This window comes from Sphingomonas sp. R1 (assembly GCF_025960285.1).
Taxonomy (GTDB): domain Bacteria; phylum Pseudomonadota; class Alphaproteobacteria; order Sphingomonadales; family Sphingomonadaceae; genus Sphingomonas.
Window position 1 is genome coordinate 136,540 of the sequence record NZ_CP110112.1, and the last position, 15,503, is coordinate 152,042.

Here is a 15,503-nt window from a genome sequence, read left to right on the forward strand (position 1 = left end):
CGCCGCGATCGCTGTCGCGCTCATCGCCGCCGGGTTGGCCGAGCGCGCGCAGGCGCAGTGGAACGGCGAGGTCGCGGTCACCAGCGACGAGCGCTGGCGCGGCCGCAGCCTCAGCGCCGGAAGGCCCGCCGCCACGCTGTCGCTCGGCTATGACGATCGCTCGGGCATCTATGTCGACGGATCGGCGACGGTGGCGACGCTGCGCAGCGGGCCCGACCTGGTCTCGGTCGGCGTCGATGCCGGCTATGCCCGGCGGCTGACGACCGGGCTGGTGCTGGACCTGGGGCTGACGCGGCGCGAGTTTCGCGGGGCCGGTTCGGGCGCGAGCGGTTCTGGCTATACCGAGCTGTATCTCGGCGCCAGCGGGCGATGCCTTTCCGGTCGCCTGCTCTATTCGCCCGATTATCTCCAGCGCGGCGTCCATACCCTGTACGGCACGCTCGACGGGGTCGTGCGCCCGCTGCCGGGCTGGCGACTGCTCGGTCATGCCGGGCTGATGACCGTGCTGCGCCAGCGCCCCTGGGCCGGGATGCGCGCCTCCCAGTTCGACTATAGCCTGGGCATCGCCCGCCAGATCGGCAGGGTCGATGCCCGGCTCGCGTGGAGCGGTGGGGGCCCGGGCCGGGACTATTATGACCAGCGGCCGCGCAGCCGGCAGGCCGTCACCGTCTCGGCCTCGATCGGCTTCTAGGGATCGAGCCGCACGCGGTTGTTATGAAGCGTTACCTCGGGCGCATCGCCCGGAAGGGCGACGCGGACCCCCGTGGGCGCCGCGGTACCCGCAAGCCGCACCTTCACCTGTACGGTGCGCGGCAGCAGGTCGGCCGGCGCCTGCAACGGCGGCAGAGTCGCGCGCCCCAGTTCGCCGGACGCACCCGAGACGATCACCGTCCCGCCCGGCGTCGCGGCGTGGCCGAGGCTATGAACGGTGACGAGGACGCTGCGCCCGCGGACGACCACATCGTCGCGCCCGATGCCCAGATCGGGGCGCAGTTCCACCGGGTCGCCTGCCTTTTCCAGCGTGAACACCCAGCGGCCGGCACCGGTGGGGAAACGGATCGCGATATCGGTGGATCTGCCCAGATCGAGCGTCTTCACCGCGCCGTCGGGACCGCGCATCGTCCACCGCCCGGCGGTGATGTTCCAGGTCGTCATCGTCGCGTCCTGCGGTGCGCCGCTCGTGTTGAATGCCTCGACGGTGAACCCGGCAGCCGTCGCGCCGGGCACCAGCAGTGCAACCTGCTCGGCGGCACCGTCCCGGGCGAACCGCCAGCTCACCGCATTGCCGGGATAGGTCTGGTTGCGGCGGAGCGCGATGCCGCCCAGCCGCTCGCGCTGGAGCCACTGGTTCTCGCTCTCCACCCGGTCGGTCCACCAATGACCCTCGGTCATCATGGTGAGCCGTGCGGCCTTTTCCTGGATCGCGGCCTCGTGCAGCGGCACCAGCCCGGCAGGGTCGCCGCTTCGCGCCCAGGCGGCGATGCGCGCGGCGTCTCCGTCGCCCTTTGCTGCGACCATCGCCCTGGTTTCGGGCAGGAGCGCACCGTTTTCGTTGATCTCGCCGATCGCGCCGGGCCGGGCCTGCAGCGGCCGGAGATACTTCGCGTCGCCGGTGAAGCGGTACGCGCTCCAGCTGGTCTGGAGCGGCGTGCTGACCCCGCCGCCATCGCCCGCGCGGGTCGCGTCGGTGCGCCAGTTGATCTCGTTGGGGAAGCTCCAGCGGCCCTCGCCGTCCTGCTTGCCGTGCGCCAGCCAGCCATCCGCGAGGCCCGTCACCAGGCCACGCGCGGCAGGGCTCGCGTTGAACACGCCGAGCAGGATCGGCGCGTGCATCACCGTGTAGCTATAGGGCTTCTGCCACTCGAACGCGCCCTCCCGGTACATCTTCCGCGCGCCGTACCAGTTGCTGGCAAAGTGGAGATGTCCGGCCGGGTTGGGCAGGATCACCTTGCTCAGCGCCCTTGTCGTGGCGAACAGCCGCTCGACCGTCCGGGGCTCGCCCCAGTTCAGGTAGAGCCGCGCGGCATCGGCGTTGAGCCCCTCCTCATAGGCATGAAGCTCGTCGGTGGTGATGTACCCCAGCCCGTCCACGATCATGCCGTTGCGATAGGCGGCGTCGTCGAGCGCGCGGAGCGAGGCGTTCACCTTGTCGGGGATCACGCCCATCAGCGCGAGGCCGGGCCACTGCGCCATCAGATCGGAATCGTCGCTGATCCCGCCGCCGAAATCGCCATAGGGCACCTGGCGGTTGTCGATCCACCATTCGACGAAGCGGCGGGTGAGCGCCAGGTCCTGCAACTGCCGCGCCGCCCACGCCGGAACGCCCGCCGGAAGGGGCGGGAGGGGCTGCGCGGGCATGTTCTCGGGTCGATAGTCGATGTCCGCCCAATAGGCCCGCATCTCCTTATGCTCGGGATCGACGCGGAGCAGGTCGCTCGCATCGGTGCGTACCCGACGATAGAGCGCGGCACGTTCGGACGAGGTATGCTCCTCCACGAGGAAGCCCCAATTGTCCTTCACCTGGTTGAAGCGATCGGCAACGTGCTCCTTCAGCGCGTCGGCGCGGGGCTTGAACACGAGGCGGATCTCGGCGCCGTCCAGCGCCTCGGCGTTGAAATCGGGCGCGGCGGAGGCGATCGTCAGGAACAGGCTGTCGTCGCTGAGGATCCGATCGCGAAGATCGAGCCACAAGGTGCGGGCCGCACCGGGGCGGACCGAGACCGAGAGGTCGATCAGGTCCCGCTGCGGCCAGATCGGGTCGTGAACGCGGATGTTGAGCGGGATCAGACCCTCGGCGTTCGCTTTCACCTTGAGCGCCGGCAGATCGATCGCGATGCCGTCCAGCCCGTCATGCAGGTTGCGCCAGCCATAGTTGAACGCGCGGGCGAGCGGCTGGTCGGGCGGCGCCTGGTTGAGGTTGGACGGGATCAGGACATGCACGATGGGCTTCGACGAGGCGAGCCGCACCGCCGCGCCGCTATCGCCGGCCGAGCCGGCGCCAACCGCCGCGCGCACACCCGATTTGGGCATGGCGAGCAGCGTGCTGCGCTCTTCGGGAGCGAAGCGGCCGGCGATGTACCGGTTCAGCGTGTCGAGCGCCGCAAGATTGGCGGCGGCCTTGGCGTTCAGCCGGTAGCTGAGCTTGAAGCTGCCGGCGGGTTCCGGCGCGCCGTCGACCTGATAGGCCCAGAGCTCCTGGATCGGCTGCTCCTGCATCACATTGGTGAAGCGCAGCACCCCGCCCTTGTGCTCGGCCAGTGTATCGACCGAGCGGACGACGCCCTTGGCCCGTTCCGCCACCTTGGCGAAGCGCGCGCCGTCGGCCGACCAGGCGAGCTCGCCATAGGCGGCGCCGCGCAACTCGACCCGGTTGAACGTCTCGCCGGGAGGGACGGTCAGCGTATAGGCCTTGCCGCCTTCGACATAGGTGTTCCAGTCGGGAAGCTCGAAATAATCGTCGCGGCCAGGCAGGCGGGAGCGGTTGTAGACGCCGGGCCATGTCGTCTCGGCGATGCCGTCCACGCCCTTCCACATCCACTGCTTCTGGTCGCGCGCATCGGCGAACTCGACCTTGCGCACGCGGGTGACCGCGTCGACGAGGACCGGGGGCGAGGCCGTATCCCAGCCATAGCGGTGAAGCCAGGCGCTGCGCTCGGCGGCAGCATCGCGGGGCGGCGGGGCGCCCGGCAGGCCGCGCGTCGCCAGCGCCGCGACATCGGCTGCCCCCAGCATCCGGTCGTACACGCGGATCTCGTCGAGGTCGCTGCCCCGCATGAAATTGTACCGGCTCTGCACCTGATGCGGGCTGATCACGCGGCCCGCCATGCCGAACTGGTCGAGCCCCGCATCAAGATCGGCGACCTGGTTGCGCCGCGCAACTTCGCGACCGTTCAGGAACAGCCGCACGCCTGCCGTCTCGTCCCACGCAAAGGCGAGGTGCTGCCACTCGTCCGGCCCCGGCACCCGGTCCAGCCGAAAGGAGACGCGGATGCGCGAAAGGTTGGCGTCGGTGACGAAGGCGTCGAAGCCGTGGCCGTTCCAGTCGATCCGCAGGAACGCCATGTCCCAGCTCGAATGATCGGCGAAACCCGCGCGGAAGAGCACGAATGGCGCTTCGCCGAGCGGCGTGCGTGCGCGCCAGAAGAAGGCCAGGGTACCACGCTCGGCGCGGAGGTTGCCGGGGGCGTTCCAGGCGACATAGCCTTCATCCGCCCAGCGCGCGGCGCCACCCATGGCGCCGTCCGGCGTGATGGTGACGGCCGAGCGGAAATTGGGAACCGGGTCGCCCTTGGCGACATCCGCAGTGAGGCTCTTGTCAGCCGAGAGGTGGAAGAGGAGGCGATCCTCGGGCGGTGCGGTCTGGGCGAGGGCGGGGCTGGCGATGGCGAGCGCCCAGATCGAAATGCCCCAGCGTCGCATGCAATCCCTCCCAACCCGTTGTTCTACAGGGCCGCTTGCGATTCACTGCCGCGATCGTGCCCGTCGCTGACACCGGTAGCAATTCGGGAAGGCAAAGCCAATGGGGCGCGACGCGCCGCTGTTAGCGGCGGCTGCCGAGCAACGCGATCTCCGCAACGCGACGGCTGAACTGGTCGGCCGCGCCTGCATCGCCCCACGAGAAAGCGGAGCGTTCGCCGCCAAGGTCGGCGCGAACGCGCTCGGCCACACGCTCCAGTTCGCCCGGCGTCGGTGGGCGCCCCTCGGCGATGCAGGCGATCACTTCCGGTGCGATCGTGCTGGTCATGAACGACATCCTTCCCCTCCCGGCAGTATGAAGGAAGTTGGGGACGAACGAACCCCGAAAAAGGTCCATCACGGAGCGCTTGCGACGAAGCGCGCGGCCGCTAGGATCAGCGGCAATGTCTATTCCTGCGCTTCGCATCTCCGGCCTGCAAAAGTCCTTCGGCAAGCCCGTCATCACCGGACTCGATCTTATCGTTGGCGCGGGGCAGCTCTACGCGCTGCTGGGTCCCAACGGCGCGGGCAAAACAACGACCCTGCGCATGGCGGTGGGCCTCACCGAGCCCGACACAGGCGACATCGAGATCTTCGGCATCGATGCGCGCCGGCGCCCGCTGGAGGCCAAGGCGATCACCGCCTGGCTGCCCGACGAGCCGATGCTCTACGACAAGCTGACCCCCGCCGAATATCTCGGCTTCGTCGCCGGCCTCTGGCGGATCGGGCCCGACCAGGCGGCCGCCGAGGCCGAGCGGCTGCTGCGCTGGCTGGAGCTGTGGGAGGTGCGCGACACCCGCTGCGAGGGCTTTTCCAGGGGCATGCAACAGAAAGTGGCGCTGGCCGGGGCGTTGATCCACGATCCGCAATTGCTGATCCTGGACGAACCGCTCACCGGCCTCGACGCCGCGATGGCGCGATCGGTGAAGGATGCGCTGCGCGCTGCGGTCGATGCGGGCAAGACGGTCATCGTGACCACCCACATCCTGGAGGTTGCCGAGCGTCTGGCCGACCGGATCGGCATCATTGCCGGCGGCAAGCTGCTGGCCGAGGGAACACTGGAGGAACTGCGCACGCTGGCCGGCGCCGAGGACATGACGCTGGAAGACACCTTCATCCGCCTCACGAGCCGCCCGTGATCGGCTGGGCGATGCGGCGCCTGCCGCCGGGCAGCCTCAGCTGGCTGACCCTGCACGAACTGCGCGCGGCGCTCCGTAATGCCGGGCGCAGCCGGGTGGGACAGGTGGTGGGGGCGTTGTTCCTGCTCGGCTATACCGGACTCGGCGTGTTCTTCGGGATGTTGCTTGCCGGCAAGCCGTTGCATGCCGGGCCGGTGGCCTGGCTTTCGGTGCTGGTCGCCAGCCTGCTCGTCTTCACCTTCATGACCACCCAGTCGCTGCTCGCCAGCCAGCGGACCCTGTATGAGGCCGGCGATCTGGACCTGCTGTTCTCCGCGCCGCTGGACCCGCGCACCGTGATGTCGGCCAAGTTGCTCGGCATCGCCGGCGGAGTGACGCTCACCTTCTCGATCTTCCTGCTGCCGATCCTGCTGCCGATCGCGGTGCTCGGCCATCCCGAGCTGCTCGGGTCGGTGGCGCTGCTGGTCGCGCTGGCGCTCACCGCGGCCTGCCTGGGGCTTGGCGTCACGCTGGTGCTCGCCCGCATCGGCGGTCCGCGCGCGGCCAGGACGGTGGGCCAGATCCTGGCGGCGCTGGCAGGCGCCAGCGTCTTCCTGGTGACGCAGATCTTCAACCGGCACGACGAGAGCCGGCAATCCGGCTTCGTGCTGCTGTTCGATACGTTGCGGACCAACGGCTATGGCAGCGGGACGGTCAGCAGCCTGCCGGGCCGCGCGGCGTTCGGCGAACCGCTGGCTGTGGCACTGCTGTTCGGCGGCGCCGTGCTGCTGTTCGCGGCGACGAGCTGGGGAATGCGCCATCTCTTCCTGCAGGGCTACCGTGCCGGTGGCGCGCGCCCGTCCGCGAAGCGCGCGGCCAAGGGCGGGATCGCCCGGCAGTTCCACCGCGGTCTGTTCGCGACGATCTTCGCCAAGGAATGGCGGCTGCTGCTGCGCGATCCCGCGCTGATCTTCCAGTTGCTGCTGCGGATCATCTATCTCGCGCCGATTTTGCTGGTCGCGTTTCGCGATGGGCGTTCGTTGCCGATGGCACCCACGCTCGCCTTTGCAAGCGTGGTGGTGGCAGGGCAGCTGGTCTCCAGCCTCGCCTGGCTGGCCGCCTCGGCCGAGGATGCGCCCGACCTGTTGAAGGTCGCGCCGGTCAGCAAGGATGATCTCGACGTCGCCAAGCTGCTCGCCGCCATGGCGCTGGCCGCGCCGCTGGGGGTGCTGCTGCCCATCGCGATCGCCTTCCACACGATCCCCGGCGCGCTGGTCACGCTGGCCTTCACCGCCGGCTGTGGCGGTGCGGTCGGCTATCTCGAGATCGCGCATGCTCGGCCGGCGCCCCGTTCGACCTTCCAGCGCCGCCAGAAAGGCGGCGGGATCGTCCGCAACCTGTTCGAATTCCTCATCGCTTCGATCCTGGGTCTGGTCGCCGGCGTGCTCGTCTATCTCCTCTGAGACAGCGCGTGCGCGGCGCTGCCGCAGAAATTGTTGCAATCGATTGTTGCCCTCCCTCCCGTTCGGCCGCATAAGAGAAGGGACAGAGCAGAATCTGCCCGGCGGAGAGGCCCCATGACGACCCCAGCGCGCGGCAAGCCGCATTTGCCCCTGTGGCGCATCCTGGAGATGAACCTGGGATTCCTGGGGCTACAATTCAGCTTCGGCCTGCAGCAGGGCAACATGGCCCCGATCTATTCCTATCTCGGCGCGTCCGAGGCATCGCTGCCGCTGCTCCAGCTGGCCGGGCCAATGACCGGGCTGCTCGTCCAGCCGATCATCGGCGCGATGAGCGACCGGACCGACAGCCGCTGGGGCCGCCGCACGCCCTATTTCCTGATCGGTGCGGTGCTCTGCGCGCTCGGGCTGTTCTTCATGCCGCTCAGCAGTTCGATCCTGATGGCGGTGTCGCTGATGTGGCTGCTGGATGCGGGCAACAACATCACGATGGAGCCGTACCGCGCCTATGTGTCCGACAGGCTCGACGGCAGCCAGCACGGACTGGGCTTCCTCACCCAGAGTGCGTTCACCGGGCTCGCGCAGATGCTCGCCTTCCTCACCCCGTCGCTGCTGGTCTGGGCGGGGATGAACCGGGACTGGGTGGATGCGCACCACATTCCCTATACGGCACGCGTTGCCTTCATGGTGGGCGCCGCGCTCTCGCTGGGGACGATCCTCTGGTCGGTACTGCGCGTACCCGAACTGCCGCTGACCGAGGCGGAGCGCGCCCATATCCAAGCGCAGCCCAAATCGGCTCGTGCCACATTGCGGGAGATCTGGAACGCGATCCGCGAGATGCCGCTCGCGATGCGCAAGCTGGCCCTGATGAGCCTGTTCCAATGGTATGCGATGGCGGCCTATTGGAGCTATGTGATCTACACGATCGGCCGGTCGGTATACGGCACGTCCGATCCGGCCTCGGACGGCTTCCGCGCGGCGGTGCTGACCAATGGCGAGATCGCCGCCTTCTACAACGCCGTCGCGTTCGTCGCCGCCTTCGCGATGGTCCCGATCGCGCGGCGGATCGGTGCGGCGAGCCTGCATGCGCTGTGCCTGGTCCTGGCCGGCATCGGCATGCTGTGGCTGCCGCATGTGACGGACAAGGCGATGTTGTTCGTGCCGGCCATCGGCGTGGGCCTGGGCTGGGCGAGCATCATGGGCAATCCCTACGTGATCCTGGCCGGTTCGATCCCGCCCGAGCGCACCGGCGTCTATATGGGCATCTTCAACATGATGATCGTGATCCCGATGCTGCTGATCGCGGTCACCTTGCCCTTCTATTACGGACCCCTGATGGGCAATGACCCGCGCCATGTGCTCACCCTGTGCGGCGTGCTGATGTTCTGCGCCGCCGCTGCCGTGTTCACCGCCCGGGAGCGGGGCGTGGCGGCATGACGCTGCTTGCCCTCCACGGCGCCGAGACCAGTCTGGTCCTCGAACGCCGCGACCCGTTGCCGCCCGCATGGCGCTGGTGGGGCCCGCGGATCGACCCCGGTACGCTGCCGCCGCTCGCCTGGTGCCGGGCGCCCGCGTCCTTCTCGCTCGACGAGGACCTGCCGCTGACGATCGCGCCGGAATATGGCGGCGGCTGGTTCGGCGCCCCCGCCCTGCGCGCCCACCGCGAGGGGCGGCACTTCGCCCAGCGCTTCGAGGTCGAGGCCATCGAGCAGGGCGAGGAGGCGATCCGGATCCTCCTGATCGATGCGGTCGCGGGGATCGCGCTGGAGCAGCGGTTTGCGCTTGTCGGCGGGGCAATCGAGGCCGAGGCGGCGGTGACCAACCGCGGCGACACGCCGCTCGCCATCGACTGGCTCGCGGCCGCGACGCTGCCGCTCCCGGCCGACTGTGCCGAGATCCTGAGCTTCACCGGACGCCACAATGCCGAATTCGTGCCCGAGCGCGAGGCGATGCCCGCGCATGCCTGGCTGCGCGAGAATCGCCGCGGCCTCACCGGTCATGCCGGGCCTCCGGGCCTGTTCGTCACCCGCTCGGCCGCCGACTGGCATGGCGGCTGCGTGCTGGCGGCGCAGTTCGCCTGGTCGGGCAATCACGTGGTGCGCGTCGATCGGGACGACGAAGGCTGCTGGACGCTGCAGATGGGTGCGGCCCTCGCGCCCGGTGAGATCGTGCTTGGGCCTGGTGAACAATATCGCGCGCCGGCGATGCTCGCGACTGCTTCGACCCATGGCATCAACGGTGCGATCCAGGGCTTTCACCGCGCCGTGCGCGCCCGGCTGCCCTGGCACGGCACGATGCGCGCCCGCCCGGTGCATCTCAACAGCTGGGAAGGCTTCTACTTCGATCACGACGAAGCCGCGCTGACCGCACTGGCCGAACGTGCGGCGGCGCTCGGCGTCGAACGGTTCGTGCTCGACGACGGCTGGTTCCACCGCCGCGACGACGACACCCGCGCGCTGGGCGACTGGACGCCCGATGCACGCAAATATCCACAGGGCCTGGGGCCGCTGGCGCAGCATGTGGTGGCGCTGGGCATGGAGTTCGGCCTGTGGGTCGAGCCGGAAATGATCAACCCGGACAGCGACCTGTACCGCGCGCATCCCGACTGGGTGCTGGCGGTGGACGGGCTGCCGCGCCGTACCGCGCGCAACCAGCTGGTGCTCGATCTTGGCCGGCCGGCGGTGCGCGATCATCTCTTCGCGGTGCTGGACCGGCTGCTCCGCACGCTGCCGATCGCCTATCTGAAATGGGACCACAACCGCGACCTCGCTCCGGCCGGTGGCGCGGACGGACGCGCCGGCCATGATGCGCAGGTACGCGGCGCCTATGCACTGTTCGCGCGTCTCCGTGCCGCACACCCTGCCGTGGAAATCGAGGCCTGCGCGGGCGGCGGCGGCCGGATCGATGCGGGAATCGCCCGGCATACCCATCGTTTCTGGACCAGCGACTGCATCGACGCGGTGTCGCGCGTGCGGATGCAGCGCGGCTTCCTCCACTTCCTGCCGCCCGAGGTGATGGGCGCGCATGTCGGCGCAAGCCCCGCGCACTCCACGGGCCGTCGGCAGGACATGGCCTTCCGCGCGGCGGTGGCGCTGCCCGGGCATTTCGGCGTGGAGCTCGACCCGGCCGCCTTGCATGGATGCGAGGCAAAGACGCTCGCGCACTGGATCGCCCGGTACAAGGCGCTGCGCGACCGACTTCATCAGGGTGATGTTTGGCTGGGCGAGGGCGCCGACGGGCTGGTCTGGCAGCTGCATGGATCGCTGGACGATGCCCTGCTGAGCGTGACCCGGGCCGACCCGGTGATGCAGCGCCGGCCCCAGCCGCTCCCGCTGCCGCCGCTCGCCGGGGCGGGCCGGGTGCGCGTACGGCTCATCGACACGGCGCAGACTGCAGGGCATCCCCCGCCGGACGCACCGCTGTTCGCCGCGATGCGCGGCGAGGGCGTGGTCTTCAACCGCGACTGGCTGGCCCAGGCCGGCCTGCCGCTGCCGCCGGCCAAGGCGGAAACCCTGTTCCTGTTCGACATCCGGGCCGCCTGACGGCCGACGCAACCAAGAGGACCTTCGTGACCCTTACCGCTCCCGCTCCGCGCGCGCACGCTACCTGGACCCGCGAGGCCGTGGCCGGCATCGGCACCCAGGCAGGCGCCGCATTGCCGGTCCTCACGCCTGACCGCACACCGCTGATCCCCGGCATGGACGTGTGGGACATGTGGCAGATCGCCGATGCCGCCGGTGCCACCGTCCGCCGCGGCGATCGCAGCTGGTGGTTCTTTCTCGCCGCGCCGCGCGGCGCGGATCCGGAAGCCCGTCACGACCTCGCCCGCATCTGGCTGACCAGTCATGGCGCGGACGGCTGGCGCGCGCATGGCCCCGCCTTCCCCGATGGCTTTTCTCCCGGCTCGCGCGAATGGTCGGGATCGACCGTGCTGGCCGATGACGGCGAGACGCTGGTCCATTATTTCACCGCTGCCGGCCGACGCGGCCAGCCGACCACCTTCGAACAGCGCCTGTTCGTCACCCAGGGCCGGTTCCTGCTCGACGGCGACGTGCCGCGGCTGGAAGGCTGGACCGCCCCTCGCGAGATCGTCGTTGCGGACGGCGCCTGCTATGCCGTCGCCGACGAGGCCGTCGCGCCCCCGCACGGCATCAAGGGCTTTCGCGATCCCGGCTATTTTCGCGATCCCGTGGACGGTAGCGAAGTTATCCTCTTCACCGCCAACGCCGCCTGGACGGAAGACCGGGTGAGCGGCGTGATCGGGGTTGCCCGCCGCGATGGCGCGGGCTGGCGCCTGGATGCGCCGCTGCTCGACGCCATCGGGGTGAACAGCGAGCTGGAGCGGCCGCACATCGTCGTGCAGCATGGCAGCTATTATCTGTTCTGGAGCACCCAGGCGCGTCGCTTCGCCGATGGCATCGCGGCACCCACCGGCCTCTATGCGATGGTGGCGGATACGCTTCACGGCCCTTGGCGGCCGGTCAACGGCACCGGGCTTGTCGCAGCGAACCCGCCGGAGGAGCCCGGCCAGGCCTATTGCTGGTGGGTGACGGGCGAGGGCGCGGTGCTCAGCTTCGTCGACTATGCCGAGCTGGCCGGGGCGGGGATGCCAGAGGACGCGGCGGGGCGACGGCGCCATTTCGGCGGCGTGCCGGCGCCGTTCTTCACGCTGCGCTTCGCAGGCGACCGGGTGACGATCGCCGCCTGACCGCACCCGATCAGGCGGAATCGCGCACCACCAGCTGGGGCGGCATCACCACCGAGGGCGCGTCGTCGCCGGCGATGCGGGCGAACAGCGCGTCGACCATGGCGCGCGCACCCGACGCGATGTCCTGCTTGACGGTGGTGAGCCGCGGCACGGTCTGCAGCGCGAGCGGCAGGTCGTCGAACCCCACCACGGGAACGTCGCCCGGTACCTGCATCCCCTGATCGGCGAGAACGCGCAGCGTCGTCATCGCCAGCACGTCGGACCCTGCGGCGATGCCGTCGATCCGATCGAGATGCCGGGCCATGTGCGCGGCGATCTCCTGCTCCATCATGTCCGAGGCGAGATGCGCGTCAAGCTGGAGCGGCGCAGGCAGGCCCGCCGCTTCCGCCGCGGCGCAGACGCCGGCGAAGCGTGCCCGTATCTCGGGCGCGCGCAACTCTCCCAGAAACGCGATCCGCCGTACGCCGCGCGCGATGAGGTGTTCGCCCGCCAGCCGGCCGCCATCGACATTCTCCGTTCCGACCGCGCAGTGGACCTGCCCAGGCAGCACGCTGCCCCAGGCCACGAGCGGGCGATAGCGGCGGGCGACGCGCTCGATCGCCGCCATCTGATCCGACTGTCCGATCAGCAGCACGCCGTCGAGCATGCCCGAGTCGACGATCCGCTCGAGCCAGTCCGCCGCGTCGGGGATGACGCGCGAGAGCATGAGATCATAGCCATTCTCCGTCAGCGCATCGGCGAGATGGCCGAGCAGCGTCATGAAGAAGGGATCGGACAGATGCTGGCGGCGCTCATGACCGAGCGGCACGACCACGCCGACCACGCCGGTCTTCTGGGTCCGCAGCCGACTCGCCATCTGATTGGGACGGAAACCGTGCTCGGCGGCAAGTTCCTGAATGCGGCGGCGCGTCTCGGGGTTGACCAGCGTTTTGTCCGCCAGCGCGCGCGACACGGTGCCGGCCGAAACGCCGGCGAGCCGTGCCAGGTCGGCCAGCGTGCGAACGGGTCGGGCAGGGGGCTGGGTAGTCACGCCTCTCTAGTGCGACCTGCACGCGCAAAGAACAAGCATCGTCATCTGCAATCGATTGCGAAATCCTGTTGCAAACGATTGTTGTGCGGCGTATGCCAGACGGTGAAGGCGCCCCCGCAGAGAGGGGCCGCCATAGGTCCGGGAGAGAGGTTCATGGCACGTCGCCATTCGCGTTCGCTCGTTTCACTGCATGCGGTCGCGCTCGCGACGCTCGGCGCGGGCAACGCCTTCGCGCAGGACGCCGCCCCGGCGCCCGCCGATACGCAGCCCGCACAGCAGCAAGGCAGCTTCCTCGACGAGATCGTCGTCACCGCCGTTCCGACCAGCCGCAGCAAGATGCAGAGCTCGGTATCGGTCACCGACATCTCGGCCGAATCGGTCCAGAACCTCGCACCGCGCTCGGAAGCCGAAGTCTTCCGGCTGATCCCCGGCATCCGCGCCGAATCGACCGCCGGCCCCGGCGGCAACTCGAACATCACCGTGCGCGGCCTGCCGCTTGCCTCGGGCGGCTCCAAATATGTGCAGCTGCAGGAAGACGGCGTGCCCGTCGTCGAGTTCGGCGACATCGCATTCGGTAACAACGACTATTGGACGCGCTACGATCTGACCGTCGATCGCGTCCAGGCGATCCGCGGCGGCTCCGCCTCCACCTTCGCCAGCCAGGCGCCGGGCGCGGTGATCAACTATGTCTCGAAGACCGGCGAGAAGGCCGGCGGCGAGGTGCGCGCCACCACCGGCATCGGCTATAACGAGAGCCGGCTCGACTTCAACGTCGGCGGCCCGATCAACTCGACGCTGCGCGCCAATATCGGCGGCTTCTATCGGACCGGCGACGGCCCGCGCGACACCCCGTGGCACGCGCTGGAAGGCTATCAGATCAAGGGCAACATCACTCAGACGTTCGACGCCGATCGCGGCTATGTCCGGCTGCTGTTCAAGGTGCTGAACGATCGCGCCCCGACCTACACCGCCTCGCCGATGCAGGTCTCGGTGGAGGGCAACAAGATCACCGGCTACAGCGCCCTGCCGGGCTTCGATGCGCGCTCGGACACCAATTTCTCCAACTACAACCGCTATTTCATCACCGTGAACCCGGACGGTTCGGTCAAGCGTGGCGACAATGCCGACGGCATCCACGTCAAGTCCCGCAGCGTTGGCGCGCAGCTCCACTGGGGCAGCGGCGCGTTCGAGATCGACGACAAGTTCGCCTACAGCTGGAACAGCGGCAAGTTCTCCGCGCCGTTCTTCGGCAGCCTGACCAACGTGGCCGGCCTGACGACCGGCACCGGCGCCTACTCGATCGCGGCGGGCGGCACGACCTATACGGCGGCGCGCGCCGTCTACGCCAACGGCCCCAGGGCCGGGCAGACCGTGGCGGGGGCGACCGTCGTCAACCAGAACCCCAATCTCTATACCGACATGACCGGCATGGACCATTGGGCGAACGACCTCGGCGTGACCGGCAAGTTCGATCTCGGCACCGGCAAGGTGACCGCGCGCGCCGGTTGGTATCATTCGCGCCAGCAGATCGCGATGAACTGGCACTGGAATGCCAGCCTCACCGAGGCGGTACCGAACGGCGCGCTGATCGACCTCTACAGCGCCAACGGCACGCGCCTGACCGATGCGGGTCTCACCGGCTACAACAACATGTGGGGCGGCAACGATCGGCAATATGATCTGCACTACACGACCGACGCGCCCTATCTGTCGCTCAACTATGCCGATGACGCGCTCGATCTCGACGGCAGCGTGCGCTTCGACAACATGAAGGGGGGCGGCACCTTCTATCCGACCGGTGCCCGCACCAGCCGCGACATCAACGGTGACGGCGTGCTGAGCGTCGCCGAGCGGAACGTCTATCTGACCAACTTCGCCGGGGCGCAGCCGATCGACTACAAGATCGATTATACGAGCTGGTCGTTCGGCGGGAATTACCGCTTCACCCCCAGCACCAGCGCCTTTGTCCGCGTCTCGCGCGGCAACCGTGCCAATGCCGATCGCGTCGTCTCCGATTTCGCCGGGGCGTTCACGTCCACCGGACAGCTCACTTCGATCGGCCAGGCGGTCGTGGTCAACCCCGTCACCCAGCAGGAGTTCGGCGTGAAGCAGCGCGGCCGGGTGGCCGGCGGCACGTACGGCCTGTTCGTCACCGGATTCCGCAGTCAGGCGACCGAGTATAATTTCGACCTGACCACCCAGCGCCAGACCTTCCAGAAGTACAAGACCTGGGGCATCGAGCTCGAATCGCAATACACCAATGGCGGCTTCTCGCTGCTCGCCAACCTGGTCTACACGCACTCGCGCATTGCCGAGGATCTGATCAGCGGCAATGCAGGCAAGACGCCGCGCGCCACGCCCGAGCTGATGTACACGATCGCGCCGACCTATGATTTCGGCAGGGCCGCGATCGGCTTCACCCTGATCGGGCAGACCGACAGCTATCCGCAGGACGACAATCTGCTGAAGCAGAAGGGCTCGAACATCGTCAGCGCGTTCGTGCGGGTACGCCCGCTCGACCGGCTGGAGGTATCGCTCAACGCCAACAACCTGTTCAACGCCTGGGACCAGGCCGGTCGGCTCGACCAGGGCAGCGTTGCGGATCTGGCGGCACTCGGCAAGCTCTACGGCGTGCCCTACGCCGCGACCAACCGCGTCGGACAGGGCCGGACCATTTCGGTCTCGGCGGGCTATCGCTTCTAAGGGGCGACCCTCGGAACCCGGCGCGGCGG

Annotated in this window: 10 protein-coding genes; 7 read left to right on the top strand and 3 right to left on the bottom strand. The window is 68.9% G+C overall.

From position 1 onward, the window contains the following. Positions 1 to 34 precede the first annotated feature (34 nt). Positions 35 to 691, top strand: a complete 657-nt coding sequence (locus OIM94_RS18980; protein ID WP_264609973.1) for a TorF family putative porin — start codon at positions 35 to 37, stop codon at positions 689 to 691. Here OIM94_RS18980 and OIM94_RS18985 read toward each other — a convergent pair. Both OIM94_RS18985 and OIM94_RS18990 read right to left on the bottom strand, forming a co-directional pair. Next, positions 688 to 4,419: a LamG domain-containing protein gene (locus tag OIM94_RS18985; protein WP_264609974.1), complete on the bottom strand. Its 3,732-nt coding sequence runs from the start codon at positions 4,417 to 4,419 to the stop codon at positions 688 to 690. The genes OIM94_RS18980 and OIM94_RS18985 overlap by 4 nt on opposite strands. A 121-nt stretch (positions 4,420 to 4,540) precedes the next feature. Beyond that, positions 4,541 to 4,744, bottom strand: coding sequence for a hypothetical protein (locus tag OIM94_RS18990; RefSeq protein WP_264609975.1), 204 nt, complete (start codon positions 4,742 to 4,744; stop codon positions 4,541 to 4,543). Positions 4,745 to 4,859: 115 nt separating this feature from the next. On the opposite strand from OIM94_RS18990, the gene OIM94_RS18995 reads away from it, so the two are divergent. From OIM94_RS18995 to OIM94_RS19015, 5 genes are all read left to right on the top strand, one after another. After that, a complete protein-coding gene (locus OIM94_RS18995) occupies positions 4,860 to 5,594 on the top strand; it encodes an ABC transporter ATP-binding protein (protein WP_264609976.1) in 735 nt (244 codons plus the stop codon). After that, positions 5,591 to 7,036, top strand: coding sequence for a hypothetical protein (locus OIM94_RS19000; protein WP_264609977.1), 1,446 nt, complete (start codon positions 5,591 to 5,593; stop codon positions 7,034 to 7,036). Before OIM94_RS18995 ends, OIM94_RS19000 begins: the two co-directional genes overlap by 4 nt. Positions 7,037 to 7,150: 114 nt before the next feature. Beyond that, on the top strand, positions 7,151 to 8,470 hold the full coding sequence (locus tag OIM94_RS19005) for an MFS transporter (protein ID WP_264609978.1): 1,320 nt from the start codon (positions 7,151 to 7,153) through the stop codon (positions 8,468 to 8,470). After that, positions 8,467 to 10,575 carry an alpha-galactosidase gene (locus OIM94_RS19010; RefSeq protein WP_264609979.1) on the top strand — a complete coding sequence of 703 codons (2,109 nt, stop codon included), beginning with the start codon at positions 8,467 to 8,469 and terminating at the stop codon, positions 10,573 to 10,575. The genes OIM94_RS19005 and OIM94_RS19010 overlap by 4 nt, the downstream gene beginning before the upstream one ends. Positions 10,576 to 10,601: 26 nt before the next feature. Next, positions 10,602 to 11,741, top strand: a complete 1,140-nt coding sequence (locus OIM94_RS19015; RefSeq protein WP_264609980.1) for a glycoside hydrolase family 68 protein — start codon at positions 10,602 to 10,604, stop codon at positions 11,739 to 11,741. Positions 11,742 to 11,751: 10 nt separating this feature from the next. On the opposite strand, the gene OIM94_RS19020 is transcribed toward OIM94_RS19015, so the two are convergent. Continuing rightward, positions 11,752 to 12,771, bottom strand: coding sequence for a LacI family DNA-binding transcriptional regulator (locus OIM94_RS19020; protein WP_264609981.1), 1,020 nt, complete (start codon positions 12,769 to 12,771; stop codon positions 11,752 to 11,754). Positions 12,772 to 12,924: 153 nt separating this feature from the next. Here OIM94_RS19020 and OIM94_RS19025 point away from each other — a divergent pair, with 153 nt between their 5' ends. After that, positions 12,925 to 15,474, top strand: a complete 2,550-nt coding sequence (locus OIM94_RS19025) for a TonB-dependent receptor (RefSeq protein ID WP_264609982.1) — start codon at positions 12,925 to 12,927, stop codon at positions 15,472 to 15,474. Positions 15,475 to 15,503: the final 29 nt, after the last annotated feature.

Excerpts from the sequence above, each read along its gene's own strand:
- OIM94_RS18985 (WP_264609974.1), bottom strand. The coding sequence starts at position 4,419 with ATGCGACGCTGGGGCATTTCGATCTGGGCGCTCGCCATCGCCAGCCCC.
- OIM94_RS18990 (WP_264609975.1), bottom strand. The coding sequence starts at position 4,744 with ATGACCAGCACGATCGCACCGGAAGTGATCGCCTGCATCGCCGAGGGG.
- OIM94_RS18995 (WP_264609976.1), top strand. The coding sequence starts at position 4,860 with ATGTCTATTCCTGCGCTTCGCATCTCCGGCCTGCAAAAGTCCTTCGGC.
- OIM94_RS19005 (WP_264609978.1), top strand. The coding sequence starts at position 7,151 with ATGACGACCCCAGCGCGCGGCAAGCCGCATTTGCCCCTGTGGCGCATC.
- OIM94_RS19010 (WP_264609979.1), top strand. The coding sequence starts at position 8,467 with ATGACGCTGCTTGCCCTCCACGGCGCCGAGACCAGTCTGGTCCTCGAA.
- OIM94_RS19025 (WP_264609982.1), top strand. The coding sequence starts at position 12,925 with ATGGCACGTCGCCATTCGCGTTCGCTCGTTTCACTGCATGCGGTCGCG.